General features: G+C 67.2%; 24 protein-coding genes. 8 read left to right on the forward strand and 16 right to left on the reverse strand.

Translation table 11 applies throughout. The features are described 5' to 3' along the window. The first annotated feature begins 5 nt into the window (after positions 1–5). Both A6M56_RS15785 and A6M56_RS15790 read left to right on the forward strand, forming a co-directional pair. The gene (locus A6M56_RS15785) at positions 6–713 is read left to right on the forward strand and encodes an ABC transporter permease (RefSeq protein WP_102080082.1); all 708 of its coding nucleotides are present in this window, start codon (positions 6–8) and stop codon (positions 711–713) included. Then, positions 710–1396 carry an ABC transporter ATP-binding protein gene (locus tag A6M56_RS15790; RefSeq protein WP_102080083.1) on the forward strand — a complete coding sequence of 229 codons (687 nt, stop codon included), beginning with the start codon at positions 710–712 and terminating at the stop codon, positions 1394–1396. Before A6M56_RS15785 ends, A6M56_RS15790 begins: the two co-directional genes overlap by 4 nt. Here the strand turns inward: A6M56_RS15790 and A6M56_RS15795 are convergent. The 3 genes from A6M56_RS15795 to dnaK all read right to left on the reverse strand — a co-directional run bounded on the left by A6M56_RS15795 (position 1340) and on the right by dnaK (position 6601). Next, on the reverse strand, positions 1340–3229 hold the full coding sequence (locus A6M56_RS15795; protein ID WP_104610481.1) for a bifunctional chorismate-binding protein/class IV aminotransferase: 1890 nt from the start codon (positions 3227–3229) through the stop codon (positions 1340–1342). The genes A6M56_RS15790 and A6M56_RS15795 overlap by 57 nt on opposite strands. Before the next feature lie 151 nt (positions 3230–3380). Further along, entirely contained in the window at positions 3381–4520 is a 1140-nt protein-coding gene (gene dnaJ / locus A6M56_RS15800) for a molecular chaperone DnaJ (protein WP_045787611.1), read from the reverse strand. Between the two features lie 140 nt (positions 4521–4660). Continuing rightward, a complete protein-coding gene (dnaK, locus tag A6M56_RS15805) occupies positions 4661–6601 on the reverse strand; it encodes a molecular chaperone DnaK (protein WP_045787612.1) in 1941 nt (646 codons plus the stop codon). Positions 6602–6869: 268 nt separating this feature from the next. Here dnaK and A6M56_RS15810 point away from each other — a divergent pair, with 268 nt between their 5' ends. Continuing rightward, the gene (locus A6M56_RS15810) at positions 6870–8165 is read left to right on the forward strand and encodes a phospholipase A (protein ID WP_102080086.1); all 1296 of its coding nucleotides are present in this window, start codon (positions 6870–6872) and stop codon (positions 8163–8165) included. A gap of 16 nt (positions 8166–8181) precedes the next feature. Here the strand turns inward: A6M56_RS15810 and rnk are convergent, their stop codons facing one another. From rnk to grpE, 3 genes are all read right to left on the reverse strand, one after another. Further along, positions 8182–8589, reverse strand: a complete 408-nt coding sequence (gene rnk, locus A6M56_RS15815) for a nucleoside diphosphate kinase regulator (protein WP_045787614.1) — start codon at positions 8587–8589, stop codon at positions 8182–8184. 328 nt (positions 8590–8917) lie between these two features. Continuing rightward, on the reverse strand, positions 8918–9343 hold the full coding sequence (locus A6M56_RS15820) for a thioredoxin family protein (RefSeq protein ID WP_062737914.1): 426 nt from the start codon (positions 9341–9343) through the stop codon (positions 8918–8920). A gap of 13 nt (positions 9344–9356) precedes the next feature. Next, positions 9357–9986 (reverse strand): nucleotide exchange factor GrpE, encoded by a 630-nt coding sequence (gene grpE / locus A6M56_RS15825; RefSeq protein ID WP_062737915.1) that lies wholly within the window; start codon positions 9984–9986, stop codon positions 9357–9359. A gap of 261 nt (positions 9987–10247) precedes the next feature. Here grpE and A6M56_RS15830 point away from each other — a divergent pair, with 261 nt between their 5' ends. Beyond that, a complete protein-coding gene (locus A6M56_RS15830; protein ID WP_045787617.1) occupies positions 10248–10442 on the forward strand; it encodes a hypothetical protein in 195 nt (64 codons plus the stop codon). Between the two features lie 21 nt (positions 10443–10463). On the opposite strand, the gene A6M56_RS15835 is transcribed toward A6M56_RS15830, so the two are convergent. The 6 genes from A6M56_RS15835 to hutU are packed head-to-tail and all read right to left on the reverse strand — an operon-like array spanning position 10464 to position 17534. Next, positions 10464–10862, reverse strand: a complete 399-nt coding sequence (locus A6M56_RS15835; RefSeq protein ID WP_045787618.1) for an RNA-binding S4 domain-containing protein — start codon at positions 10860–10862, stop codon at positions 10464–10466. Then, entirely contained in the window at positions 10859–11974 is a 1116-nt protein-coding gene (gene hemH / locus A6M56_RS15840) for a ferrochelatase (protein ID WP_045787619.1), read from the reverse strand. The genes A6M56_RS15835 and hemH overlap by 4 nt, the downstream gene beginning before the upstream one ends. 56 nt (positions 11975–12030) lie before the next feature. Beyond that, positions 12031–13248, reverse strand: coding sequence for an imidazolonepropionase (hutI, locus tag A6M56_RS15845; protein ID WP_254171157.1), 1218 nt, complete (start codon positions 13246–13248; stop codon positions 12031–12033). 1 nt (position 13249) lies between these two features. Continuing rightward, the gene (gene hutG / locus A6M56_RS15850; protein WP_102080088.1) at positions 13250–14227 is read right to left on the reverse strand and encodes a formimidoylglutamase; all 978 of its coding nucleotides are present in this window, start codon (positions 14225–14227) and stop codon (positions 13250–13252) included. Between the two features lie 2 nt (positions 14228–14229). Further along, complete coding sequence (gene hutH, locus A6M56_RS15855; protein ID WP_045787622.1) at positions 14230–15786, reverse strand: histidine ammonia-lyase; 1557 nt, start codon at positions 15784–15786, stop codon at positions 14230–14232. A gap of 29 nt (positions 15787–15815) precedes the next feature. After that, positions 15816–17534 (reverse strand): urocanate hydratase, encoded by a 1719-nt coding sequence (hutU, locus tag A6M56_RS15860; RefSeq protein WP_062737918.1) that lies wholly within the window; start codon positions 17532–17534, stop codon positions 15816–15818. A 155-nt stretch (positions 17535–17689) separates the two neighbouring features. Between hutU and hutC the strand changes: the two genes are divergently transcribed. After that, positions 17690–18403 carry a histidine utilization transcriptional repressor HutC gene (gene hutC, locus A6M56_RS15865; RefSeq protein WP_045787935.1) on the forward strand — a complete coding sequence of 238 codons (714 nt, stop codon included), beginning with the start codon at positions 17690–17692 and terminating at the stop codon, positions 18401–18403. A gap of 12 nt (positions 18404–18415) precedes the next feature. Here hutC and A6M56_RS15870 read toward each other — a convergent pair whose 3' ends face one another. The 4 genes from A6M56_RS15870 to hrcA form a co-directional block, all read right to left on the reverse strand. Next, positions 18416–19285, reverse strand: a complete 870-nt coding sequence (locus A6M56_RS15870) for an ABC transporter permease subunit (protein WP_045787624.1) — start codon at positions 19283–19285, stop codon at positions 18416–18418. Beyond that, positions 19282–20073, reverse strand: a complete 792-nt coding sequence (locus A6M56_RS15875; protein WP_102080089.1) for a taurine ABC transporter ATP-binding protein — start codon at positions 20071–20073, stop codon at positions 19282–19284. Before A6M56_RS15875 ends, A6M56_RS15870 begins: the two co-directional genes overlap by 4 nt. Continuing rightward, positions 20070–21131 carry a taurine ABC transporter substrate-binding protein gene (gene tauA, locus A6M56_RS15880; protein ID WP_045787626.1) on the reverse strand — a complete coding sequence of 354 codons (1062 nt, stop codon included), beginning with the start codon at positions 21129–21131 and terminating at the stop codon, positions 20070–20072. Before tauA ends, A6M56_RS15875 begins: the two co-directional genes overlap by 4 nt. Before the next feature lie 178 nt (positions 21132–21309). Further along, a complete protein-coding gene (hrcA, locus tag A6M56_RS15885) occupies positions 21310–22368 on the reverse strand; it encodes a heat-inducible transcriptional repressor HrcA (protein WP_045787627.1) in 1059 nt (352 codons plus the stop codon). A 110-nt stretch (positions 22369–22478) separates the two neighbouring features. Here hrcA and A6M56_RS15890 point away from each other — a divergent pair, with 110 nt between their 5' ends. The 3 genes from A6M56_RS15890 (at position 22479) to A6M56_RS15900 (ending at position 25806) form a co-directional block, all read left to right on the forward strand. Continuing rightward, the gene (locus A6M56_RS15890; protein WP_045787628.1) at positions 22479–23417 is read left to right on the forward strand and encodes an NAD kinase; all 939 of its coding nucleotides are present in this window, start codon (positions 22479–22481) and stop codon (positions 23415–23417) included. Positions 23418–23556: 139 nt separating this feature from the next. After that, on the forward strand, positions 23557–25263 hold the full coding sequence (gene recN, locus A6M56_RS15895; RefSeq protein WP_102080090.1) for a DNA repair protein RecN: 1707 nt from the start codon (positions 23557–23559) through the stop codon (positions 25261–25263). Positions 25264–25356: 93 nt separating this feature from the next. After that, positions 25357–25806 (forward strand): hypothetical protein, encoded by a 450-nt coding sequence (locus tag A6M56_RS15900; RefSeq protein ID WP_062737922.1) that lies wholly within the window; start codon positions 25357–25359, stop codon positions 25804–25806. Positions 25807–25869: the final 63 nt, after the last annotated feature.

Genomic DNA, 25869 nt, shown 5'->3' on the forward strand with positions numbered 1-25869 from the left:
TGCGCATGGAAATCTGGTCGGCCACCGCTGACGCCTTTGTCTTGCTCGCCAACGGCGATGCGGCATTGTGGCTGATCGTATGGACGTCATTGAAGGTCGCGCTCGCGGGGCTGCTGCTGGCTGCGCCGGCGGGCCTGCTCATGGCCTACGCCATCGCCATGCACCGCTTTGTCGGGCGCCGCGCGCTGGTGGTGCTGGCGCAGGCGTCGCTGTCGTTTCCGACCGTGCTGATCGGGCTGCTGCTGTATCTGCTGCTCTCGCGGCAAGGGCCTCTGGGGGGCTTTGGGCTGCTGTTCACGCAGAGCGGGATGATTCTCGGGCAGGCCGTGCTGGGCTTGCCCGTCATCGTCGCGTTTGCCCTGACCACGTTCGAACGCGCCGACCCCCGCCTGGCAGAAACGGCGCGCGTGCTCGGCGCCGGCCGTGCGCGGCTGCTGCTGACGGTCTTTCGCGAGCTGCGATTCGGCCTGATGGCGGCGGTGGTGGCGGGCTTTGGCCGCGTCATCGCTGAAGTCGGCTCGGCACTGATGGTGGGCGGCAATATCGAGGGCGTCACGCGCACCATGACCACGGCGATTGCGCTGGAGACCAGCAAAGGCGAATTCGCCCAGGGCATTGCACTGGGCATCGTGCTCATCGCGCTGGCATTGCTCGTCAACCTCGTGCTGGCATGGCTGCAAGGGGCCGGCAGCTATCGCGGGGGCGCGGCATGAGCCGGACGATGGTGTTTGAAGAGCTGCGCTGCCGGCATGGCGCACGCGTGCTGTTCGAGATTCCGCGGCTGGCGTTGTCGGCCGGGCATGCGATCGTCATTACCGGTGCCAACGGCGTCGGCAAGACCACGCTGCTGCGCATGCTGGCCGGGCTCATTCCCGCCCACGGCGCGACCGTCGATCTCGGCAGCGGTCCGCAGCGGCTGTCGCCGTATCCGGCGGCATTGCGCGCGCGGCTGACTTACGTGCACCAGCATCCGTATCTGTTCCGCACATCGGTGCGGGCCAATCTCGCGTATGGGTTGACCACGGGCCCGCACCGCGTGGCGCGCACGGAACTCGCCGCACGCGTGGACGAGGCCATCGAGTGGGCTGGGCTCCAGCACGTGGTGGACGTGCCCCCCGAGCGCCTGTCCGGCGGGGAGACGCAGCGGCTCGCGCTCGCCCGCGCCCGCGCGCTGCACACCGATGTGCTGCTGCTCGATGAGCCGACCTCGAACCTCGATGGCGCTGCGCGCGAGCAGGTCATCGCCCTGGTCGAAGAACTGGCCGCCGAGGGCCGCACGCTGCTGATGGTCTGCCACGACCGCGAGCTCATCAACCTGCCCGGCGTCGCGCGCTGGAAGCTAGAGCACGTCGACGGCCACGGGCGGCTCGAAATGCGCGGGCATCACGCCGCGTAGGGCATTGCAGACGGCGACGGCTTCGGCGCGGGCCACGTCGGCGCGCGTGAGCAGGCGTTCGCGCAGCGGCCCGTCGAGCCACGGCGTTGCGTCTTCGAGCAACACGGCGCGCATCACGCCCGGCAGGACACCCGCGGACAGTGGCGGCGTCCACCACGCGCCGTCGAGCTTCACCAGCACCGTGGAACGCCCGCCTTCGGCCAGCGTGCCGTCCGCGTTGAAGAACACGGCGTCGAATGCCCCCTCGCGCTCGGCGGCCTGCCAGGCGGCATCGTAGCCGGCGCGCAGCGTGGTCTTGTGCCCGGGCAGGCCGTGCGTGGCTTCGCGCGTTTGCGCGGCGACGACCAGGCGCACCGGCGCATCCCACGTGGCATGCAGCGGCGGCAGAGGCGCAGCCGATACGCCCGCAACTCCATCCGGCCCCAGCGACAGGCGCATGCGATACGCGCCCTCGCCTTCCAGCGCTGCACACGCGCGCACCACCTCATCGGCCACCGCCGTCCGGACGAACGGAAAGCCGAAGGCGGCGGCAGACCGCTCAAGCCGGTCCAGGTGCCGAGCCAGCAGCGGCACGCCATCGCGGGTGGCACGCATGGTCTCGAACAGCGCGAGCCCCACGTCCAGCGCCGTCACGAAGCGCGCTTTCCATTGGCATTCCGTGTACTCGTCGTCGGCCACGCTGTCGTGCACGATGCCCGAGCCGATGCCCAACTCGCCCATGCGCAAGCCGTCGGCGCCAGGGGCACTGAGAACCAGCGTGCGGATCGCCACGGAAAAGCACGCGTCGCCCATCGCCTGATCGTTGGCAGGCGCATCGATCCAGCCGATGGCACCGGTGTACAGACCACGCGGGTCCGGCTCCAGCGCGTCGATGATCTCCATCGTTCGCCGCTTGGGCGCGCCGGTGATGGAGCCGCACGGAAACAGCGCGCGCAGGCAATCGGCCAGGCCCGTGGCCGGCGGAATCTCTGCTTCCACGGTCGACGTCATCTGCAGCACGCTGCCGAAAGGCGTCACTTCGAACAGTGCCGGCACGCGCACCGAACCCGGACGTGCGAGCCGGCCGAGGTCGTTGCGCAGCAGGTCGACGATCATGAGGTTCTCGGCGCGGTTCTTTTCATCGGCGGCCAGCGCGATGGCGCGGGCTTCGTCGACCTCCACGTCGCCAGAGGCCGGCGCAGTGCCCTTCATCGGCCGTGCCAGGAGCTTGCCGGCGTGGTGCGAAAAGAACAGCTCCGGCGAGCACGACAGGATCGCACTGCCTTCCGGCAGTCCGATGAACGCGCCGTATGGCACCGGCTGGCGCGCCCGCAGACGGCGGTACAGCGCGGCCGGCGCGCCGAACGCCGTCATGCGCAGGCGATAGGTGTAGTTGACTTCGTAGGTGTCGCCCGCCGCGATCCAGTCGTGGATGCGTGCGATGGCGTTGGTATAGGTGGCGTGATCAACGCTGGCAGCACAGTCGAACAGACCGGCGGCCCCGGCCGCTTCAGGCCAAGCTCCGAACAGCGTGTCGACCTCTGCGGGCGACAGCACCTGCATCGTACGGAACAGCAGCACGCGCAGGCGGCCATCGTGGCCGGGCAAGGACGAAGAGATTTCAGTGGAAGCCGGCAGACCGACCAGCGGCTCGCCAAACTCGTACGGCGCAACGATCAGGGCATGCAAGCCTTGGCGCCAGGCGGCACGAAGGTCATCGTCCAGCCCATCCAGGATGCCCGCCGGCCGGAAGAACTCGCCGGCATAACCGGTGTACCAGCGCGAGCACGGCGCGCCGCCCGAGGTGGCATCGTCCAGCAGCGCGAACGGCGCGCCGGCTTCTGGCAACTGCATGACGACGTCCTCGGTTATCAATAATCTGACGCTTTCGGAAGCTCTGAAAAGCGTAGCGAGCGCCCCGAGGTTGGTTCAAGAAGCGCAGCCGTACATGGGTACGGCGAGCATCGCAGGACCAAGATCGGGGCGCGCAGTAGCTTTGCAGAGTTTACGAGGAGAAGAAGTTCTTCACCTTGTCCATCCACGACTGCTCCTGCGGGCTGTGCCGCGAGCCGCCTTCGTGCACGGACTTGTCGAACTGGCGCAGCAGGTCTTTCTGGTGCTCCGTCAGCTTGACCGGCGTCTCGATGTTGATATGCACATAGAGATCACCGGCGTAGCCCGAACGCACGCCCTTGATGCCCTTGCCGCGCAGGCGGAACGTCTTGCCGGCCTGCGTGCCCTCCGGCACCGTGAACGATGCACGGCCGCCCAACGTCGGCACTTCGATGTCACCACCGATGGCCGCCGTCGCAAACGAGATCGGCATCTGGCAGTGCAGGTCGTCGCCGTCGCGCTCGAACACCGGGTGCGGCTTGATGTGGATTTCCACATAGAGGTCGCCGGGCGGGCCGCCATTGATGCCCGGCTCGCCGTTGCCCGACGAGCGGATGCGCATGCCTTCGTCGATACCGGCCGGAATCTTCACTTCCAGCGTCTTTTGCGTCTTCAGCTTGCCCTGGCCGTGGCACTTGCTGCACGGCTTCGGGATGTACTTGCCGCTGCCGTGACACTTCGGGCAGGTCTGCTGCATCGTGAAGAAGCCCTGCGACACACGCACCTGGCCGACGCCATGGCAGGTCGGGCAGGTCTCCACGCTCGAGCCGGGCTCGGCGCCGTTGCCGTGGCAGTGGTCGCACTCGTCCCAATGCGGCACGCGGATCTGCGTGTCATAGCCGTGCGCGGCCTGCTCGAGCGTGATCTCCATGCTGTAGCGCAGATCGGCACCGCGGTACATCTGCGGGCCGCCGCCGCGCCGGCCGCCCTGGGCCTGACCGAAGATGTCGCCAAAGATATCGCCGAAGGCCTCGGCAAAGCCGCCGAAGCCCTGCGCGCCTGCGCCGAAGCCGCCGGCCATGTTCGGGTCGACGCCCGCGTGGCCATACTGGTCGTAAGCGGCCTTCTTTTCGGGGTCGGAGAGCATCTCGTAGGCCTCTTTGGCCTCCTTGAACTTCTCTTCCGCTTCCTTGCTGTCCGGATTGCGGTCCGGGTGGTACTTCATCGCGAGCTTGCGATAAGCCTTCTTGATTTCGTCGTCGCTCGCGTTCTTGCCCACCCCGAGCACTTCGTAGTAATCACGTTTTGCCATGGTGGCTTAAAAAAATCGCCTGATTGCTGCTTGATCGAATAGCAAAAAAGCCGAGCGTGGCCCCAGGTGCGTCCCGCACAACCCGATGGCCACTGCCCGGCGTACCCTCACGTCCGCCAGGCGGACGATTCGGTTCACTGTTACTTCTTGTCGTTCACTTCCTTGAACTCGGCGTCGACGACGTTATCGTCGTGCGGCGCGCCTTGCGCCTGCTGGGCGCCGGCCGCCTGCTGCGCACCGCCGGCTTCGCCCTTGGCCTGCATGTCGGCGTAGACCTTCTCACCGAGCTTTTGCGACGCGGTCGCCAGCGCTTCGACCTTGGCATCGATCGCGGCCTTGTCGTTGCCCTTGACGGCTTCTTCAAGTTCCTTGATCGCGGCTTCGATCTTGTCTTTCTCGCCAGCTTCCAGCTTGTCGCCGTACTCACCCAGCGCCTTGCGGGTCGAATGCACCAGCGCTTCACCCTGGTTGCGCGAGTCGACCAGTTCGCGCGCCTTCTTGTCTTCTTCGGCGTTGGCTTCGGCGTCCTTCACCATGCGCTGGATCTCTTCTTCCGACAGACCCGAGTTCGCCTTGATGGTGATCTTGTTTTCCTTGCCGGTCGCCTTGTCCTTGGCCGACACGTGCAGGATGCCGTTGGCGTCGATATCGAACGTCACCTCGATCTGCGGCGTGCCGCGCGGTGCCGGCGGGATGCCTTCGAGGTTGAACTCGCCCAGCAGCTTGTTGCCGGACGCCATCTCGCGCTCGCCCTGGTAGACCTTGATCGTGACGGCCGGCTGGTTGTCGTCGGCGGTCGAGAAGGTCTGCGAGAACTTCGTCGGGATGGTCGTGTTCTTGCCGATCATCTTGGTCATCACGCCACCCAGCGTTTCGATGCCCAGCGACAGCGGCGTCACGTCCAGCAGCAGCACGTCCTTGCGGTCGCCGCCCAGCACCTGGCCCTGGATTGCCGCGCCCACGGCAACCGCTTCATCCGGGTTCACGTCCTTGCGCGGGTCCTTGCCGAAGAACTCCTTGACCTTCTCCTGCACCTTCGGCATGCGCGTCATGCCGCCGACCAGGATCACGTCGTGGATGTCCGACACCTTCACGCCGGCATCCTTGATGGCGGTACGGCACGGCTCGATGGTGCGGGCGATCAGGTCTTCGACCAGCGCTTCGAGCTTGGCGCGCGTGATCTTCAGGTTCAAGTGCTTCGGACCGGAGGCATCGGCCGTGATGTACGGCAGGTTGATCTCGGTCTGCTGCGAGCTCGACAGCTCGATCTTGGCCTTTTCGGCAGCTTCCTTCAGGCGCTGCAGCGCGAGCACGTCCTTCGACAGGTCGACGCCCTGCTCCTTCTTGAACTCGCCGATGATGTAATCGATGATGCGCTGGTCGAAGTCTTCACCGCCCAGGAACGTATCGCCGTTGGTCGACAGCACTTCGAACTGCTTCTCGCCGTCCACGTCGGCAATCTCGATGATCGAGATGTCGAACGTACCGCCGCCGAGGTCATACACGGCGATCTTGCGGTCGCCCTTCTCGTTCTTGTCCAGGCCGAATGCCAGCGCAGCCGCGGTCGGCTCGTTGATGATGCGCTTGACGTCCAGGCCAGCGATGCGGCCGGCGTCCTTGGTCGCCTGGCGCTGCGAATCGTTGAAGTACGCCGGCACCGTGATCACGGCCTCGGTCACTTCCTCGCCCAGGTAGTCCTCGGCGGTCTTCTTCATCTTGCGCAGCACTTCGGCCGAGATTTGCGGCGGAGCCAGCTTCTGGCCGCGCACTTCCACCCAGGCGTCGCCGTTGTCGGCCTTGGTGATGGCGTACGGCATGAGCCCGATGTCTTTCTGGACTTCCTTCTCTTCGAACTTGCGGCCGATCAGGCGCTTGACGGCGTACAGGGTGTTCTTCGGGTTGGTGACGGCCTGGCGCTTGGCCGGAGCGCCGACCAGAATCTCGCCGTCTTCCATGTACGCGATGATCGACGGGGTAGTGCGTGCGCCTTCCGCGTTCTCGATCACCTTGGGCGTGTTGCCCTCCATGATGGCCACGCAGCTGTTGGTGGTACCCAGGTCGATACCGATGATTTTGCCCATGTTGTTACTCCTCGAATCTGGTGTCAGGACTGCACTGAATACAAACTTGGGTCGGATGTGGGAGTGCCGCCCGGCTTTTCAAGGCCGATTTTTGAAAAGTTGAGCATTCTGGCCGGTTTTTTTCGAGAAAGCACCCGAAAACGTGCGCTGCCTGGCAAAAACGCGCGTTTGGACCCTCCGCAGCGCCAGCGCCGGCGCGCCAGGCGGGGATGGTACCCTTGCGCCCATTGCCATCCGCCATCGGAATCCTCCGCTGGCCCCCGCGCCCATGCCTGTGCCCCGCTTTCGATCGTTCCTTGGCGCCAGTCTGCTCGCCGCATGCGCCGTGCCCCCCGCCAACGCCGCCGTCGCCCTGCTTCAGCCCTCGCGGCGCGTCGATGCCAACCAGCCGTTCACGCTCACGCTCGTCATTTCCGGCGATGCCAACCAGCGCAGTTATGCCGTTCCAGCCACATTGCGCGTCACCGCTTCGGCGGACCTGCAAGGCCTCGTTGAAGTGACGCTCAACCGGCACAGTGGCGGCGCCGAGACGCTGCACCTGCGGCCGGGCCAGGTCCGCACCGTTGCCTACTCGGGGACGCTGCCGGAGGTGTTGCGCGGCACGGTCCGCCTCGATGCGCCCGACCTCGACGCGGCGCCCGTGCTCGTCACGCTCGTGCGCGGGGCGGACGCACCGCAGATCGCCGCGGAGGGCGCACCGGCGGGTGCTGTCCGCAATGCCGCCGCGGCGGCGACGCGCCCGGGCGGCGCGCTGGGCACCAATCCGAGCGCCCCGGCCACCGATCCGAACGCCACACCGGCCGCTCCGGTGGCAGTGGCCGGCATCGGAGAGACGCCTCGGCCGCAGGAAGAAACGTCACGCCTGACCTTTCACGAGCCGATGTTCGCGGCGGTCGGTGCGCACGAAGGGCTGAACGTCAAATTCCAGCTGAGCTTCAAGTTCCGCCTCCTCGAGCCGGAGAACCCGGCCTCGACGGGGCTGCTCGACAATCTTTACTTCGGCTATACGCAGTTCTCGCTGTGGGACCTCGGCAAGGAGTCGGCCCCGTTCCGCGATACCAACTACCGGCCCAGCCTCTTTTACTACCGGCCGGATACCGGCATTCGCGGCGGCGCCCTCACGCGGCTGTCCTTCGCGGGCGGCATCGAACACGAATCGAACGGCCGCGACGGCGACGCCTCACGCGCCATCAACACCGTATTCGTGCGTCCGACCTTCCACTTCGGCGACCTGACCGACTACCACTGGAAGTTCGAACCGAAGCTGTATGCCTACCTCACGCGCACCGGCAACACGGACATCGCGCATTACCGCGGTTTTGGCGATTTCCGCGTGTCGTACGGCGCGCCAAACGGCTGGGAACTGGCCGCCACGCTGCGCAAGGGCACGCGCAAGGGCTATGGCAGCGTCGATGCGCAGTTCAGCTACCCCATGAGCCGCATCTTCAGCGGCACGGCCGGCTACCTGTTCATCCAGTACTTCACCGGCTACGGCGAGAGCCTGCTCGATTACAACCACAAGCTCGGATCTCAGCTGCGCATCGGCTACAGCCTCTCGCGCTGACCGCGCGGCAGGCGGCTCACAGCGTGTGCTGACCGCTTGCCTCGGGCTGGAAGACGACCGCCTTGACGGTCAGCGTGCGCTGGGCGCCGTTGGGCGCCGTGTACTTGACCGACTTGCCCGCCCGCGCCCCCAGCAGCGCCGCGCCCATCGGCGAAAGCACCGACAGTTTGGCCGACGCCACGTTCGCCTCTTCCGGGTAGACGAGCGTCCACTCCTGCTCGACGCCGGCGTCATCGACGACGCGCACGGCCGAATTCATCGTCACCACGTCGGCGGGGATCTTGTCGCTCGGCACGACATTGGCGCGGGTGATGAGGTCATCCACCAGATCGGCCAGCGACGAATGGCTGCCGGCGCGTCCGGCGGCCTTTTCGAGGCGGGTAAGGTCGAGTTCGGTCAAGTAGATGGCGGCAGTTCGTGACATGGCGATCTCCTGCGGGTCAAGGGTCAACGTTAGGCAGAGCCGCTGCCGACGGGCTTTCCGGGACCGTGCAGCGGCATAGAGGCCGGCGGGCATCGCGCCCGCCGGCGGGGATTCGACTCAGAACAACGGTGGGGTGGCCCGGCGGCAACGTGCCGCAAGGGCACTATGACGACCGCCGGGCGGCGGCAAGGGCCGCGGTCATCGCCTGGGCGGCGCGCGGCAGGGTAAGCTGCACGCGCTTGGGGCGTGCGGCACGGGAAGACGAAGCAACGAGGAAGGCCGCAGCCATCGGCATAGGCATCGGCGTGATCATGGTCGACACGCTGCCTCAGGCGATCGGCTTGCCTGCCAGCTTGTTGCGCGCATTGGCAACGGCAGCGGCAAACTGCGCGTGGCCGTGCCAGCCGGTCGCCCGGCCAAGCTTCTTGCCACGGTGGAAGAACATGAATACCGGAATGCCATGCAGGCCGAAGCGCTGGCCCAGTTCCGGATGCGCATAGACGTCGGCGTGCAGCCAGCGCAATCCGAGTTCGCGCACGGCTGCAGGCTGGGCGAGCATGGCCTTCTTGGCCATCTCGCAGTTGAAGCAGTCCACGCCCCAGAAGAACACGCACACGAGGTCGTCGCCCGCCGCCGCGATGGCCGCATCGATGGTCTCGCCATTCACTTCGCGCATGCCGAACGCCGCGAACGCGGTCGTATCGACCGGCGTAGCGGCGCGGGTGCCATGCGAAGTGGACGTGTTCTGGATCATGCGGCGCCTGGCCTTACTTGGGCGCAGCCACCGTCACGAGGGCCGGACGCAGCACGCGGTCAGCCAGCGTGTAGCCGCGCTGCAGCACTGTCACGACGGTGTTGGGCTCCTGCTCGGCCGGCACCATCGAGATGGCCTGGTGACGATGCGGGTCGAACTTTTCGCCCACGGGGTTCAGTTCCGTCACGCGCCCTTTCTCGAACGCCGCATAGAGTTGCTTGAGCGTGAGCTCGACGCCTTCGCGCAGCTTGGCCGCGTCGCCCGACGTGTCGGCCAGTGCAGCCTGCAGGCTGTCCATCACAGGCAGCAGGTACTCGGCAAAACCTTCGATGGCGAACTTGTGCGCCTTGGCCACGTCTTCCTGCGCGCGGCGGCGGATGTTCTCGCCCTCCGCGGTGGCGCGAGCCCAGTTTTCGTAGTTCTGGCGCGCTTTCTCTTCAGCGGCTTCCAGCTGACGGCGCAGTTCGGCGACATCCACGTCCGCCACGGCTTCGGCCACCGCGGCTTCATCACCGGCGACGGCTTGGGCCTCGGCGCTCGCGCGCTCTGCCTGGCTCGAATAGGCGTTGGCGGCCTGGCTGGCCGGGTCGGTCGGCTGGGCTTGCGTGTCCGGTTGCGATGGGGTTTCCGAAGTGTGTTTCATAGCGCTGGATAGAGGGACCGACGCACGGCACGTGCCGCGACAGGATCCACTGGATTTTTACGAACAATTTCTCCCCGATATGGGGCATTTGAGGCGCCTTTCAAGGGCGCAGGATGCCCGGCATCTGTGCGCCGTGCATCACGAAATACCGCGTTACAACTTTCATCCGCCTGCAACGGCACGGCAATTGCGGCACCACAATCGGCTGCCTATGATGCAAGAAAAAACTGGGGGGCGCGAGCTTCTACGAGGGTTCGTACCATGCATAACAAACTGCCTGTCCTGACCGTGCTCCTGCTGTTGACCCTGACCGCAGCCACGACGTTCATCTGCCTGTCTGGCGCCGTAACGCCGCGCTATACGGAATACGGCAGCGGCAAGGCGTTCTTCAAGCACTACATCGTCAAGCCGCCGCAGATGCAGCAGTTGCCGCGCGCCCTGAGCCTGTCAAGTTAGCACACACTCGCGCCGCATGCGTTATTGCCCGCCGAGCTTGTCGATGCGGCGCCGGTCCCGCTTGGTCGGGCGGCCGGCGATCTGCGTGGCCGGCTCACGATACAGCCGGCGCCTGTCGGCATCGGCTTCACGTTTGAGGCGGCTCGCGTCGGTCTCGGCGTAGAGCGTTTGCGCAACGGACGCGGGGCCGCGCACTTCGGCCAGCGCCAGCACCTGCACTTCCCACTGCTGTTCATGCGCGTGCACCCGCACGTGGTCGCCAATCTTGACGTCCCTGGACGGGCGGACCGGCTGGTCATTGATGTGCACGCGGCCGCGCTCCACGGCGTCGGTGGCCTGCGAGCGCGTCTTGAAGAAACGCGCCGCCCAGAGCCACTTGTCGATGCGCACGCGGTCTGCGGCGTCGGTGCTCACCTTCATGCCGCGGCTCCCTTGCTCTGGGCGCGCGTGCGGCTCGCTTCCAACACATGCGGATGTGTCAGCTTGAGCGGCCAGCCCTGCAGATGCGCCAGCGCAATGTCGGCCATGCCGGCAATCCACGCCTCGTTGTCGTTGAGGCACGGGATGTAATGGAATTCCTTGCCACCCGCGACACGGAAGGTCGACTGCCCTTCCATGGCGATCTCCTCCAGCGTTTCGAGGCAGTCTGCAGGAAAGCCTGGGCAGAACACATCGACGCGATGGGTGCCGACGCGGCCAAGCTCTTCGAGCGTGGGCGCGGTATACGGCTGCAGCCACTCGGCGCGGCCAAAGCGCGACTGGAACGTCACGAGGTACTGCCCCGGCTGCAGGCCCAGCGCTTCGCCCAGCAAACGGCCGGTCTTCAGGCACTCGCAGTGATACGGATCGCCCAGTTCCAGGGTCCGTCGCGGCACACCATGGAACGACAGCAGCAGCTTGTCGCCGCGGGCAAAATCCGGTGCGCCGTGCTGGGCCCAGTACGCGCCCACCTGCTGGTGCAGCGCGTTGATGTAGGCCGGGTCATCATGGAAATGCTTCACGAGCCGCAGTTCAGGCTGATTGCGCATCTGGCCCAGCACGCGAAACACCTCGTCGAACGCCGTGGCCGTGGTGGTGCCGGAATACTGCGGGTACATCGGCAGCACCAGGATGCGCTCCACGCCCTGCTTGCGCAGCGCCTGCATGACGGATGGAATCGACGGATTGCCATAGCGCATCGCACAGGCGACCACCACATCGTGGCCCTGCGCGTTCAGCAGCTGCTGCAGCGCATGCGCCTGGCGCTCGCTGTAGACGAGCAGCGGCGAGCCCGTCATGTTGGCCTCGCGCAGCCAGATGCTTTCGTATTTGTGCGCCGACGTGCGCGAACGCAGCGGCACGATCAGTCCGTTGAGGATGAACCACCACACCGCGCGCGGAATTTCCACAACGCGGGGGTCGGACAGGAACTGACGCAGATAGCGGCCGACCTCGCGCGGCGAAGTGCCGTCAGGCGTGCCGAGATTGACGAGCAGGATCGCCGTGCGATCGGGCTGGCCGTGCTGGAACAGGGGTTCGGGCAAGAAGGGCATTGGGCGCGGTTCGCGGTAGACCGGTCGATTATACGAGCCGGTCCGCCGCGTCTGGCTTACGCCACTGCCACGCCATCCTTGACCACGCCCACGCTGGGGTTGAAGCCCATCGCATAGGCGAGGTCGGCGGGGCGGTCGATGCGCCAGAGTGCGAAATCGGCGGCGTAACCGGGGGCCAGCACGCCGCACGTGCCGGACAGCCCGAGGGCGGCGGCGGCATGGCGCGTGGCGCCCGTCAATGCCTCAAGCGGCGTCAGGCGGAACAGCGTGCAGGCCATGTTCATTGCGAGCAACAGCGACGTGAGCGGCGACGTGCCGGGATTGCAGTCGGTGGACACGGCCAAGGGCACGCCTGCCTCGCGCAGGGCGGTCACGGGCGGCAGACGCGTTTCGCGCAGGCAGTAGAACGCACCGGGCAGCAGCACCGCCACGGTACCGGCCCGCGCCATGGCGGCGATGCCCTCGGCGGTCAGGCATTCGAGGTGGTCCGCAGAGAGGCCGCCGTAGCGCGCCACGAGCGCGGCACCGCCCTGGTCGGAAAGCTGCTCCGCATGCAGCTTGACCGGCAGACCGAGGCGCTGGGCCGCGTCGAACATGCGCGCCGTCTGCGCCGGTGAAAAGCCGATGGTTTCGCAGAACGCGTCGACCGCATCGACGAGGCCGTCGGCGGCGAGTGCGGGCAGCACGTCGGCGCAGAGGTGGTCGATGTAGTCGTCGGCGCGACCGGCAAATTCGGGCGGCACGGCGTGTGCGCCGAGGAACGTCGTGCGTACGCGCACCGGCAAGGTCTGGCCGAAGCGGCGCGCGACACGCAGCATGCGGCGCTCGGTTTCCAGATCGAGGCCGTAGCCGGATTTGATCTCGACGGTGGTAACGCCTTCGGCGCGCAGGGCATTCAGGCGCGGCAGGCTGGCCTCGGCCAATGCCTCTTCGCTGGCCGCACGCGTGGCCCGCACCGTGGAAACGATGCCGCCGCCCCCGCGCGCGATCTCCTCATACGGCACGCCGTTCAGGCGCGCTTCGAATTCATTGCTGCGGTTGCCGGCGTAGACGAGGTGCGTGTGGCAATCGATCAGCCCCGGCGTCAGCCACGCGCCGCCGCCGTCGTGCTCGCGTGTGGCGCGGGCATTCGGCGGCAGATCGGCGCGAGCACCGAGCCACGCGATGCGGCCATCCTTCACGGCGATGGCGCCATCGCGGATTTCGCCGTAACCGTCGGCATGGGCTGCCAGCGTGGCGAGGTGGACGTTGGTCCAAAGCGCATCCCAGTGCATGTCAGTCACGCGCCGCTCCTTGCAGGCCAATGCCGTCGGCCACCCGCGCGACGAGGCGCGCCGCCACGCGTGCGGTGTGGTTGTCGATGTCGAGCGATGGGTTCAGTTCCGCCACATCGGCCAGGCGCAGCTTGCCGGAACTGATGACGCGGTCAACGATGGGCTCAATCACGTCCATCGACACGCCGCGTGCCGACGGTGCGCTCACGCCCGGCGCGATGCTGGCCGGCAAGACATCCAGGCACATCGTCAGGTAGACATGATCGACCTGGCTCAGGAACAGCTCGACGACCTGCAGCACGTGGCCGAGCTGGAGGATGTCCATCTCGTCGTCATGCATCCAGCGCACACCGAGCTGGCGGGCGCGGGCAAACAGTGCTTCGGTGTTCGCGTACGTGCTCACACCGAGGCACGCGTAATGGAATGGCCAGCCGCGTCTTGCGCAGTCTTCTGCGATCTGGCGGAACGGTGTGCCGGAGCTGCCGCGCTCGCCGGCGCGCAAATCGAAATGCGCGTCAAGATTCAGGATGCCGATGCGCGGCGGCGGTTCCGATTGGCCAGCCAGATGCCGCGCCAGGCCGTTGAACGACGCCCATGCAATCTCATGTCCGCCGCCCAGCGCGATCGGGAACGCACCGCGGTCGAGCAGGTCGTGCAGCACGCCCGACAGTTCCTCCTGCGCGGCTTCCAGCGCATCGCCCTGGCACGTCACGTCGCCCGCATCGACGACTACCCTGCCCGCCCGCGCAGGCAGGTTGGCCAGCATCTTGCGGATGGCGTTCGGGCCTGCCTGCGCACCGGTGCGCCCATGGTTGCGCGCGACACCCGCGTCGCAGGCGAAACCCGCCAGCGCAACGGTATTGGCCAGCGGCGTCGATGCATCGATGCGGCGCACCGTCTGGTGCCAACGCAAGCCGAGCGGGCCTTCCTCCGCATCGACACGGCCTTGCCAGACGGTAGGTTCGGCTTGGACGAGCATGGTCAGGCGAGCGAAAGATCGGCGAGGTGGTCGCGGCACGAATCGCCCAGGTCGCCATCGAGCACGAGGCGGCGGGCGGCTTCGATGTCGGGGGCGAACAGGCGATCTTCACCGTAGTACGCCACACGCGCGCGGATGCAGCCATGCGCACGCTGCAGCGTGGCGGACGTCGCCAGTGGCTTGTGGAAATCGATGCCCTGTGCCGCCGCCAGTGCTTCGATGCCGACGATGGTGGCGGTGTTCTCGGCCATGTCCTGCAGACGGCGGCCCGCGAAGGTCGCCATGCTGACGTGGTCTTCCTGGTTGGCCGAAGTCGGCAGGCTGTCGACGCTGGCCGGGTGGGCGAACGTCTTGTTTTCCGAAGCCAGCGCCGCAGCCGTGACGTGCGCGATCATGAAGCCCGAGTTCAGGCCCGGCTGCTCGACCAGAAACGGCGGCAGGCCAGACAGCGTGGAGTCGATCAGCAGCGCGATGCGGCGCTCCGACAGCGCACCGATCTCGGCGATCGCCATGGCGAGCATGTCGGCCGCAAACGCCACCGGTTCGGCATGGAAGTTGCCGCCCGAGATCACCTCACCGGCGTCGGCGTAGACCAGCGGGTTGTCGGTGACTGCGTTGGCTTCGGTGAGCAGCGTGGCGCCGGCCTGGCGGATCAGGTCGAAGCACGCGCCCATGACTTGCGGCTGGCAGCGCAGGCTGTACGGGTCCTGCACGCGCTTGTCGCCCACGAGGTGCGACTGGCGGATGGCGCTGCCGGCCAGCAGGTTGCGGTACACGGCGGCGGTGGCAATCTGCCCCTGCTGTCCGCGCACGGTGTGCACGCGTGGGTCGAACGGCGCGTCGCTGCCCTTGGCGGCGTCCACCGACAGGGCACCGGCCACGGTGGCAGCCTTCAGCAGGCGCTCGGCCAGGAACAGGCCGTTCAAGGCGAGCGCGGTCGACACCTGCGTGCCGTTGATGAGTGCCAGGCCTTCCTTGGCGGCCAGCGCGATGGGCTCGATGCCAGCGGCGGCCAGGGCTTCCCGCGCCGGCGTGCGCACACCGTTTACGCGCACATGGCCCTCGCCCAGCAGGGCCAGCGTCATGTGCGCCAGCGGCGCCAGATCGCCCGAAGCGCCGACCGAACCCTTGGACGGGATGCACGGCACGATGCCGGCGTTCAGCAGTGCCAGCAGCGTGTCGATCACGACACGGCGCACGCCGGAGTAGCCCCGCGCGAGGCTCGCCGCCTTCATCAGCAGCACGAGGCGCGCAACGTTGTCGCTCAGGTCTTCGCCCGTGCCGACGGCGTGTGAGAGGATCAGGTTGCGTTGCAGGCGCTCCAGCTCGTGCGTGGGGATCTGTGTCCTGGCCAGCAGGCCGAACCCGGTGTTGATGCCGTAGGCCGGGTCGCCCTTGGCGACGATGGCCTGCACCGTGGCGGCCGATGCCTCAATGGCCGCTGCGCAATCGCCCGACAGCACGACGGGCGTGGGCGCGAGCCACACGCGGCGCAGGTCATCGAACGTCATCGCGCCGGGTTGCAGCGTGAGGATGGGGGGCGTGGTCATGGTGTTCATGGAAATCTGCGTACGTCTGTGTCTTTAACTTAGCCGATCATCGGGAGGTTCAAACCGTTGCGCTTGGCGCAGGCGATGGCGGTTTCGTAACCGGCATCGGCATGGCGCATGACGCCCGAGCCCGAATCGTTGACGAGCACACGGCCCAGGCGCTTGGCCGCCGCGTCGGTGCCGTCGGCGACGATCACCACGCCCGAGTGCTGCGAATAGCCCATGCCGACACCGCCGCCATGGTGCAGCGACACCCACGTCGCGCCGCCCGCCGTGTTGAGCAGCGCGTTGAGCAGCGGCCAGTCCGACACGGCGTCGGTGCCGTCGCGCATCGCTTCGGTTTCGCGGTTGGGGCTGGCGACCGAGCCCGTGTCGAGGTGGTCGCGGCCGATCACGATCGGCGCCTTCAGCTCGCCATTCTTGACCATCTCGTTGAAAGCCAGACCGGCCAGGTGACGCTCGCCCAGGCCCAGCCAGCAGATGCGCGCGGGCAGGCCCTGGAAGGCGATGCGATCACGCGCCATGTCGAGCCAGCGATGCACGTGCGTGTTGTGCGGGAAGAGTTCCTTGATCTTGGCGTCGGTCTTGTAGATGTCTTCCGGATCGCCCGACAGCGCCACCCAGCGGAACGGGCCCTTGCCCTCGCAGAACAGCGGACGGATGTAGGCCGGCACGAAGCCCGGGAAGTCGAAGGCGTTCTTCACGCCCTGGTCGAACGCGACCTGGCGGATGTTGTTGCCGTAGTCGACCGTCGGGATGCCCATGGCCTGGAAATCCAGCATGGCCTGCACGTGCACGGCGCAGGACTTGGCGGCCTCGTCGGTCAGGCGGGCGTGCTGCGACGGGTCACGTTGCGCAGCACGCCATTGCTCGACCGTCCAGCCAATCGGCAGATAGCCGTTGACCAGATCATGCGCCGAGGTCTGGTCGGTCACCAGATCCGGCTTCAGGCCACCGGCGCGGGCACGCTTGACCAGCTCCGGCAGGATTTCCGCCGCATTGCCGAGCAGGCCGATGGACACGGCCTCGCCGCGCTCGCAATGGTGGCGAATCAGGTTGAATGCGTCGTCGATGTCCTTGGCTTGCTTGTCGAGGTAGCGCGTACGCAGGCGGAAATCGATGCTCGATTGCTGGCACTCGATGTTCAGCGACACGGCGCCGGCCAGCGTGGCGGCCAGCGGCTGGGCGCCGCCCATGCCGCCCAGGCCGGCGGTCAGGATCCACTTGCCGGCCAGCTTGCCGTCGTAATGTTGGCGGCCGGCTTCGGCAAACGTCTCGTACGTGCCTTGCACGATGCCCTGGCTGCCGATGTAGATCCAACTGCCGGCAGTCATCTGGCCGTACATGAACAGGCCCTTGCGATCCAGCTCGTTGAAGTGTTCCCAGTTCGCCCACTTGGGCACGAGGTTGGAGTTGGCGATCAAGACACGCGGCGCATCGGGGTGGGTCTTGAACACGCCCACCGGCTTGCCCGATTGCACGAGCAGCGATTCGTCGTCGTTCAGCTCGCGCAGCGTTTCCAGGATCTTGTCGAAGCAGGCCCAGTCGCGCGCGGCGCGGCCGATGCCGCCATACACGACGAGGTGCTTGGGGTTCTCGGCCACATCCGGGTCGAGGTTGTTCTGCAGCATCCGGTAAGCCGCTTCGGTCAGCCAGCTCTTGCAGTGCAGCTCGGTGCCGCGCGGGGCGCGGATCTCCCGCGAAGCGTCGTAGCGCGGGTCGTTGGTCAGGTGGACAGCGTCGATGGGGGCGTTCATGTGAGGTCTCCTGCAAACTCCAAAGGCATGCCGCACATCCTATGTTGTATATACAAATAAAGCAAGAGAACTTTACAACCTGGTGGCAAACCCCGATCATGGCTGCCATGCCTCCATCACATCGGTCCGCCATGCCGCGCCCCAAGGTCGCCCCCATGTCACAAGACGCACCCGCCAGCACCCCTGCCTTCCAGCGCATCAAGGAAGACATCCTGTTCCGCATTCGCAGCGGGGAATGGAAAGAGGGCGAGATGATTCCCGCTGAAGTCGCGCTCGCGCAGACGTTTGGCGTCTCGCGCATGACGGTCAACCGCGCGCTGCGCGAGCTGACCGCCGAGCAGATCCTCACGCGCGTGCAGGGGCTCGGGACGTTCGTCGCGCAGCAGAAGTACCAGGCGACGCTGGTGGCGATCCGCAACATCGCCGAGGAAATTGCCGCGCGCGGCCACCGGCACCGCGCCGAGCTGCATCAGCTCGAACGTGCGCGCGCCAATGAAGCGATGGCCGCGGCGTTCGGCGTGTCCACCGGGACGCTGCTGTTCCATTCCCTGATCGTGCACTTTGAAAACGACGTGCCGATCCAGGCGGAAGACCGCTGGGTGAATGCCGCGCTGGCGCCCGAGTACATGGAGCAGGATTTCACGCAGACCACGCCCAACGCCTACCTGATGCGGGCCGCACCGCTGCAGGGCGTGGAATACGGCATCGAGGCGCGCCTGCCCCCGCGCGAGATCGCCGAGATGCTCCACATGGACGCGCGCGAGCCGTGCCTGATGCTGCGGCGCAAGACGCTTTCCCAGGGCCAGGTCGCCTCGGTGGCGACCATGTGGCACCCGGGCGGGCGGTATCAGTTCACGGGGAGTTTCTGAGGCCTGGGCGGCCTAGGTGCGGCCCTTCCAGGGCACCACGCGTGCTTCGATGGCGCGCATGGCAAGGTCGAACGCCCACGCAATCGCACCGATGAGGACGATGCCCATCACCACGAGGTCGGTGCGCAGAAAGCTCGACGCGTTGAGCACCATCTGCCCGAGGCCCACCGTGGCGGCTACCATCTCGGCGGCCACCAGCGTGGTCCAGCCGAACCCGATGGCGATGCGCAAGCCGGTCAGGATCTCGGGCAGCGCCGCCGGCAGGATCACGTGGCGCACCACTTGCGTGAAGCTTGCGCCGAGCGCATATGCGGCGTTGATCTGCTCAAGCGTGGCGCTGCGTACGCCGGCACGCGCGGCCATGGCAATCGGTGCGAAGCAGGCAAGATAGATGACGACAATCTTCGCCCGCTCATCAATGCCCAGCCAGATGACCACGAGCGGCAGGTATGCCAGCGGCGGCAGCGGGCGATAAAACTCGATGGGCGGATCCAGTAAGCCGCGCGCGGTGCGGGAAACGCCCATCGCGAGGCCGATCGGTATGGCCGTCACGGCAGCCAGCGCAAACGCGCCGAAGACGCGCAGCGCGCTCCAGCCCAGATGCGACGCCAGCGGCTGGCCGCCTTGAATATCGCCATGCCAGGCATCGATGAACGCGCGCCCGACGGCCTGCGGTGAAGGCAGGAACAACGGCGGCACCCAATGGAAGGTGGTTGCCGCCCACCAAAGCACGACCAACGCCGTCACCGACAACACACTGAGCCGCAATGCGCTGCCCTCGCCCGGCAGACGATAGCCGCGCAGCCTGTGCGCCGGCCTGCTCGAAGGCGGCGCTGCAACCACGGAGGCACGCTCCAGCACGGGAGTTTCGAGCGCGCTCATGCGAGCAGCTCCTCGGGGGCATGGTGGATCAGCGCCAATACACGCTCGCGCCAGGCAATGAATTCCGGCGACGATTTCGCCGCGCGGGCGTCGCCGCCTCCCAGCGCCTGTCGAGAGAACGGCAGATCGAATGTCTGCACGATGCGGCCCGGCGATGGCGACATCACGATCAGGCGCGTCGCCAGGAACAGCGCCTCCTCCACGTCGTGCGTGATGAAGAAAACGGTCGTGCCGGTGCGCTGCCAGACATCGAGCACCAGCGTCTGCATGGTCTCGCGCGTCAACGCGTCGAGCGCGCCCATCGGTTCGTCCATCAGCAGAACGCGGGGCTCCGTCGCCAGCGCGCGGGCGATGCCGACACGCTGCTGCATGCCGCCGGACAAGGCATACACCGGCGACGCGGCATGCGCTTCCAACCCGACCAGCCGCAGCAGCTGCAGCGCCCGCGCATGCCGCGTCCTGCGATCGACACCGCGCAGCTTCAGGCCGAGGGCCACGTTGTCGCGCACGTTCAGCCACGGCATCAGGCCGTAGCGTTGGAAGACCACGCCGCGCTCGGCCCCCGGTCCATCGACCTCGCGCCCGTCGAGCAGAATCTGCCCGGCCGTGGGCGCAACGAAGCCGGCCAGGCAGTTCAGCAGCGTCGTCTTCCCGCATCCCGACGCGCCGAGCGCGACGACGAATTCGCCAGCCTGGATCGACAGGTCCACGCCGCCGAGCGCCTGCGTCGTGCGGCCTTGCGCATCGGAGTAGTCGACACGCAGGCCGCGTACTTCAATGCGGCTCATCGCGCTGCCGTCGCCACGGCCTTCGCCCCACCGGCGACGCGCTGCACGAAACGCGCATCGACAACCGGGCCGTAATCCGGCAGCACGGCCTGGATCGTGCCCTGCGTCTTCAGGAACTGCGCGGTGGCCAACAGCGATTGCGCCGCGCCCGATTGCGCGCCGCCGCCCAGCCACCGGTTAGACGCCTGTTCCGCCGCATCCGGGAACGCATACAGCGCCAGGCTTGCCGGCACGTCAGCGGCCGTCGCGCCAGAAGTCTTGGCCACTGCCGCCACTTGTGGCGAAGTGGCCGTCCACGCTGCCTTGTTGTCACGATAGGCCGCATCGGCCTTGGCCAGCACCTCGACGAACTTGGCGAGGAAGTCGGCATGGTCGCGCGCGAACTTGCGGTCGGCCACGAAGCCGTCGAAGGTGGACTTGCCGGTGGCGGCGGCGATCCTGCCGGAGGTGGTCAGCACCGTGCCGGTCTTCTTTACCTTGGCGAGCACCGGATCCCAGATGAACGCGGCATCGACGTCGCCCCGATCCCACGCGGCCGACAACTCCTGCGGCCGCAGGTTGACGACCTTCACATCGCGCGGGTCCAGGCCGGCCTGCTGCAGCGCCACCAGGGCGTGGAAATGCGACGTCGACACATACGGCACGCCCAGCGTCTTGCCCTTCAGGTCGGCCACGCGCGAGACGCCGCTGCCGTTGCGCGCGACCAGCGCCTCGGCGTCGTTGATGTTGTCGAGAATCCAGAACAGCGACAGGCCAACGCCCTGCGACACGCCGGCTGCAATCGGGCTCGATCCCGCCTCGCCAATCTGCACCGAGCCCGCCGCAATGGCGCGCACGACATCCGCGCCGCTGGCGAGCTGGCGGTAGGTCACCTTGTAGCCGGTGGCGCGCTCCACTTCGCCGGTGGCCTGGGCGTAGCGCCACGGCAGCACCATGTCCTGATACGCGATGACGACCTCGCGCTCGGCCGCACGCGCCGGGGCGGCGCCGAGCAAGGTCAACGAAACGGCCGCGGACAGCGCCGCGGCAAGCCAACGGAAACGGGAAGAACCAGCCATGAAAGACTCCGGCAGAAGAGAACCGCGCACATGCGCCGGAGTCGATTGTGTGAGACGGCAGACCGCGCTGTCGTCGAAGAAAATCGGCTGAGCTTATGCCTCTGGCTAAGAAGCCGCCTCAGGGCCGTTCCTGGCAGGCGTGCAGCCGCGGACGGTCCAGCCCTGCAGCACCTCCGAATCAATACTGGCTGAGCGTGCTGGACAGCAGCTTGGCCGTGATGTCCACGATCGGGATCACGCGCTCGTACGCCATGCGCATCGGCCCGATCACGCCCAGCGTGCCGACGATCTTGCCGTCCACCTCGTACGGCGCGGTGATGACGGCCATGTCTTCGTGCGGCACGAGGCTGCTCTCGCCGCCGATGAAGATCTGCACGCCTTCCGCGCGGCTGGACACATCCAGCAGCTGCAGCAGGCCGGTCTTCTGCTCGAACACGGCGAACAGGCGGCGCAGCTTGTCCATCGAAGACGACAGGTCTTCCACATCGAGCAGCTTGCGCTCGCCCGAGATGACCACCGGATCCTCTTCCGACACGGCGCTGCTGCCGGCTTCCACCGCCGCCTGCATCAGCGTGGTCATGTCGGCCTGCAGCGCGGACAGCTCGCCGCGCAGGCGTTCGCGCACGGCATCGAAGGTCATGCCGCCGTAATGCGCATTGATGTAGTTGGCCGCCTCCACGAGCTGCGACGGCGTGTACGGCGTCTCGGTATGGATGATGCGGTTCTGCACGTCGCCCTCGGGCGTGACGACGATCAGGAGGATGCGCGTCTCCGACAGGCGCAGGAATTCGATCTGCCGGAACGCATGCGTGCGGCGCGGCGTCATCACGATGCCGGCAAACTGCGAGAGGTTCGACAGGGTCTGCGCGGCCGCCGCAATCACCCGCTGTGACGATTCGGAGCCATGCGAGGCGAGCTGCGCACGCACCTGCTCGGCAATCGCGCCCGCCATCTGCTGTGCCATGCGGTCTTGCGAGCTGAGCACATCCAGCGGACTGGCCGTCAGCATGGTGTCGACGAAGAGCCGGTAGCCCCGCGGCGTGGGCACCCGCCCGGCCGAGGTGTGCGGGCTGGCGATGAAGCCCATTTCCTCCAGGTCGGCCATCACATTGCGGATGGTGGCCGGCGACAGATCAAGCCCCGAATACTTCGACAAGGTGCGCGAGCCGACAGGCTGGCCCTCGGCGATATACCGTTCGATCAGGGTCTTGAGAAGGATGGTGGCGCGCTTGTCCATGATTCTCCAATTTTACGCAAAATCGCCCCCAGACAACCGGTGACGTTGGCGTTTCCCGCCAAACTTCCTCAGACGTGGCGGGGGTCATATCGATATGGTGTAATGCGCGCATGTCGATTCCCCCGTCCGCCGTGGCCCCGCAAGCTCCCGCCGCCTCGCCCGCCTCCCCGTTCAAGACCGTCGCGCTGGTCGGCCGGTATTCGGCCGCCAACATCGCCGGGCCGCTCATGGAGCTGGCGTCATGCATTGCGGCGCGCGGGCATGACATCGTGTTCGAGCGCGATACGGCACTCAACATCGGCGTCCAGGACTACCCTGCCCTGCCGCCCGAACAGATGGCGCGCCAGGCCGACGTGGCGGTGGTACTGGGCGGCGACGGCACGCTGCTGGGCATCGGCCGCCACCTGGCCGGGGCGAACGTGCCCGTGATCGGCGTCAACCACGGGCGGCTCGGCTTTATGACCGACATCCCGTTCGAAGACGTCCACACCGTGCTGCCCGACATGCTGTCCGGTCGCTACGAGGCGGAAATCCGCACGCTGCTGCAGGCTCAGGTCGTGCGCGACGACGACATCATCTTCTCGGCGCTGGCGTTCAATGACGTGGTGGTCAACCGTTCGGGCTTCTCCGGCATGGTGGAGCTCGCCGTGTCGGTCGATGGCTTCTTCATGTACAACCAGCGTTCGGACGGCCTGATCGTCTCCACGCCCACCGGCTCGACCGCCTATGCGCTGTCCGCCGGCGGGCCGATCCTGCATCCGGCACTCTCGGGGCTGGTGCTGGTGCCGATCGCGCCGCACTCGCTGTCGAACCGGCCGATCGTCATTCCGCACGATGCCGAGGTCGTCATCCAGGTGACGAGCGGGCGCGACGCCAGCGTCAACTTCGACATGCAGTCGCTCACGTCGCTGCTGCCCGGCGACCGCATCGTGGTGCGCCGCTCCGAGCGCACCGTGCAATTGCTGCACCCGGTCGGCTACAACTACTACGCCACGCTGCGCAAGAAGCTGCACTGGCACGAGTATCCGACCGAAGACAACCGTCTTTAAGACCTGCCCATGATCCTGCTGCGCGGACCGATCCTGAACATGCGATGCTCGCCGTACCCTTGTGCGGCAGCGTCGTCCACTTCACCGTCGGCCGCTCGCTACGGGTCCTGAGCCGGTTCCAGCCACAACCCTTCCCGCCATGCTGCGCAGTCTCACCATCCGCGATTTCGTCATCGTCCATGCGCTGGATCTCGACCTGGCCGACGGCTTTACCGTCTTTACCGGCGAGACGGGCGCGGGCAAGTCCATCCTGATCGACGCCCTGGCCCTGACCCTGGGTGAGCGCGCCGATGCCGCCGTGGTGCGCGAGGGCGCGCCACGCGCCGACATCACCGCCGCGTTTGACGTGCAGCCCCACGTGGCCGCCTGGCTCGAGGCGCACGAGCTTCATGATGACGACGGCATGATCCTGCTGCGCCGCACCGTCGATGCCGCCGGCCGCAGCAAGGCGTTCATCAACGGCGCGGCCGTCACGCTAGCGCAGTTGCGCGAGGTGGGGGAGCAGCTCGTCGATATCCATGGTCAGCACGCGCATCAGCTGCTGCTCAAGACCGACGCGCAGCGCAGCCTGCTTGACGCCCACGCCGGCCTCGAAGACGACGTGCGCGCGGTGAGCGAACGCTATCGCGCCTGGCAGACCGTGGTGCGCCAGCGCGAAGCGGCCGAGCAGCAATCGCGCGAAGCGCAACTCGAACGCGAGCGCATCGAATGGCAGGTCAATGAGCTGCAGAAGCTCGCCCCGCAACCCGGCGAGTGGGAAGACGTGCAGGCCGAGCACCATCGCCTGTCGCACGCGGCAAGCCTGATCGAGGGCACGCGGGCGGCGCTCGATGGCCTGTCGGAATCGGAAGACGCGGTGCTCACGCAGCTCGGCGCGACGCTGCATACGCTGCGCCAGCTCGCCGAGATCGACCCGTCCCTCGCCGACGTGCTGGCGGCGCTGGAGCCGGCCGAGGTGCAGATCCAGGAAGCCGTGCATACGCTTGCCCGCTACGCCGATCGCGCCGAACTCGACCCGGAGCGGCTCGCGGAAGTCGATGCGCGCATGCAGGCGCTGCACACCATGGCGCGCAAGTACCGCGTGGCGCCCGAGACCCTGCCTGCGGAGCTCGCAGACCGCGAGGCACAGCTCGCTGCGCTGCAGGCCGCCGCAGACCTCGACGCGCTGCAGGCGCAGGAAGCCCAGGCCCGCGCCGCCTACATGGAAGTCGCACAGGCGCTGTCACGCGCCCGCACCAAGGCTGCGCGTGAACTGGCCGAGGCGGTGACCGGCGCCATGCAGGGCCTGTCGATGGCCGGCGGGCGTTTCGACATCGCGCTGCATGCCCTCGAACATGGCGGTGCGGCAGGGCTGGAGCAGGTGGAATTCCTCGTCGCCGGGCATGCAGGCGTGTCGCCGCGGCCGCTGGCGAAGGTCGCGTCGGGGGGCGAACTGGCGCGTATCAGCCTGGCCATCTCGGTGATTGCCAGCGAGGCCAGCCCGACGCCGACGCTCATCTTCGATGAGGTCGACTCCGGCATCGGTGGGGCGGTTGCCGAAGTCGTGGGCCGGCGTCTGCGCGAGCTTGGTACGCGCCGCCAGGTGCTGTGCGTGACCCACCTGCCGCAAGTGGCTGCGCTGGCCAACCACCACATCCAGGTGGCCAAGCGCACCGTGGCCGGCAGCACGCGTTCGGACCTCGTCGTCCTGGACGCCAGCAGCCGTGTCGACGAGATCGCGCGCATGCTGGGCGGGGCGTCACTCACCGACACCACGCGCCGCCACGCCGACGAGATGCTCGCCGCGGGCCGCGCACAACCGGCGCCGGCCGCTGCGGCGCGCAAACCCCGCCGCGTGGCACAGTGATCGCCTATACCGGAGACAAGGGCGTCGACATAGGCGCCCACGCGCGTGCGCTGCCGCGTGCCAATTCGATCCAACACTTCCTAGGAGAACCGCATGGCCCAACCGGCTGCTCGACCCCGATCCCTGCTGTCACGTGCCAAGCCCGCGCTGGCGGTGGCCGTCGGCCTTTGCCTGCTGGCCGCGTGCAAGTCGGTGCCGGCCATTGATCCGGGCAAACCGCCCGCCATGGACCCCACCTCGGCCAACACCCAGCCGCCCGCTTCGGTCTCGGCCGCGCATCCCCTTGGCGACATCATCGTCGGCCTGAGCACGCCGACGACGGCCTCCACCACCGTGCAGAGCGTGGTGGACGCAGCCGGCGCGCGCGCCACGCCGCGCCTGGCGTTTGCCGTCGTGCGGCCGATGTCGGGCGGCTTCTGGGTCGTGCGGGCCAGCTCAGGCGATGCCTCGGCCACCCTGGACGGCGCCGTCGCAGCGCTGCGTTCAGCACCAGGCATTGCCTCGGCCGATGCGGATCGCGTCATGAAGCTCCAGCGCCAATAGGTGCCTTCCCACTGTGAATCAACAAGGGCGCTCGGGGCGCCCTTTTTTGTGCCCACGGCCTGC

Origin of the sequence: Ralstonia sp. RL (assembly GCF_001683835.1) — a bacterium.
Classification (GTDB): Bacteria; Pseudomonadota; Gammaproteobacteria; order Burkholderiales; family Burkholderiaceae; genus Ralstonia; species Ralstonia mannitolilytica.

Bases quoted from the DNA above. Each gene is read 5' to 3' on its own strand.
- rnk (WP_045787614.1), bottom strand. From the start codon at position 8,589: ATGTCACGAACTGCCGCCATCTACTTGACCGAACTCGACCTTACCCGC.
- A6M56_RS15795 (WP_104610481.1), bottom strand. From the start codon at position 3,229: ATGCAGTTGCCAGAAGCCGGCGCGCCGTTCGCGCTGCTGGACGATGCC.
- A6M56_RS15835 (WP_045787618.1), bottom strand. From the start codon at position 10,862: ATGAAGGTGAGCACCGACGCCGCAGACCGCGTGCGCATCGACAAGTGG.
- hutG (WP_102080088.1), bottom strand. From the start codon at position 14,227: ATGCTCGTCCAAGCCGAACCTACCGTCTGGCAAGGCCGTGTCGATGCG.
- A6M56_RS15830 (WP_045787617.1), top strand. From the start codon at position 10,248: ATGCATAACAAACTGCCTGTCCTGACCGTGCTCCTGCTGTTGACCCTG.
- hutI (WP_254171157.1), bottom strand. From the start codon at position 13,248: ATGCACTGGGATGCGCTTTGGACCAACGTCCACCTCGCCACGCTGGCA.
- dnaJ (WP_045787611.1), bottom strand. From the start codon at position 4,520: ATGGCAAAACGTGATTACTACGAAGTGCTCGGGGTGGGCAAGAACGCG.
- hutH (WP_045787622.1), bottom strand. From the start codon at position 15,786: ATGAACACCATGACCACGCCCCCCATCCTCACGCTGCAACCCGGCGCG.
- A6M56_RS15785 (WP_102080082.1), top strand. From the start codon at position 6: ATGGAAATCTGGTCGGCCACCGCTGACGCCTTTGTCTTGCTCGCCAAC.
- A6M56_RS15810 (WP_102080086.1), top strand. From the start codon at position 6,870: ATGCCTGTGCCCCGCTTTCGATCGTTCCTTGGCGCCAGTCTGCTCGCC.
- hutU (WP_062737918.1), bottom strand. From the start codon at position 17,534: ATGAACGCCCCCATCGACGCTGTCCACCTGACCAACGACCCGCGCTAC.
- A6M56_RS15790 (WP_102080083.1), top strand. From the start codon at position 710: ATGAGCCGGACGATGGTGTTTGAAGAGCTGCGCTGCCGGCATGGCGCA.
- A6M56_RS15875 (WP_102080089.1), bottom strand. From the start codon at position 20,073: ATGAGCCGCATTGAAGTACGCGGCCTGCGTGTCGACTACTCCGATGCG.
- grpE (WP_062737915.1), bottom strand. From the start codon at position 9,986: ATGAAACACACTTCGGAAACCCCATCGCAACCGGACACGCAAGCCCAG.
- A6M56_RS15820 (WP_062737914.1), bottom strand. From the start codon at position 9,343: ATGATCCAGAACACGTCCACTTCGCATGGCACCCGCGCCGCTACGCCG.
- A6M56_RS15870 (WP_045787624.1), bottom strand. From the start codon at position 19,285: ATGAGCGCGCTCGAAACTCCCGTGCTGGAGCGTGCCTCCGTGGTTGCA.
- recN (WP_102080090.1), top strand. From the start codon at position 23,557: ATGCTGCGCAGTCTCACCATCCGCGATTTCGTCATCGTCCATGCGCTG.
- A6M56_RS15890 (WP_045787628.1), top strand. From the start codon at position 22,479: ATGTCGATTCCCCCGTCCGCCGTGGCCCCGCAAGCTCCCGCCGCCTCG.
- A6M56_RS15900 (WP_062737922.1), top strand. From the start codon at position 25,357: ATGGCCCAACCGGCTGCTCGACCCCGATCCCTGCTGTCACGTGCCAAG.
- hemH (WP_045787619.1), bottom strand. From the start codon at position 11,974: ATGCCCTTCTTGCCCGAACCCCTGTTCCAGCACGGCCAGCCCGATCGC.
- tauA (WP_045787626.1), bottom strand. From the start codon at position 21,131: ATGGCTGGTTCTTCCCGTTTCCGTTGGCTTGCCGCGGCGCTGTCCGCG.
- hrcA (WP_045787627.1), bottom strand. From the start codon at position 22,368: ATGGACAAGCGCGCCACCATCCTTCTCAAGACCCTGATCGAACGGTAT.
- dnaK (WP_045787612.1), bottom strand. From the start codon at position 6,601: ATGGGCAAAATCATCGGTATCGACCTGGGTACCACCAACAGCTGCGTG.
- hutC (WP_045787935.1), top strand. From the start codon at position 17,690: ATGTCACAAGACGCACCCGCCAGCACCCCTGCCTTCCAGCGCATCAAG.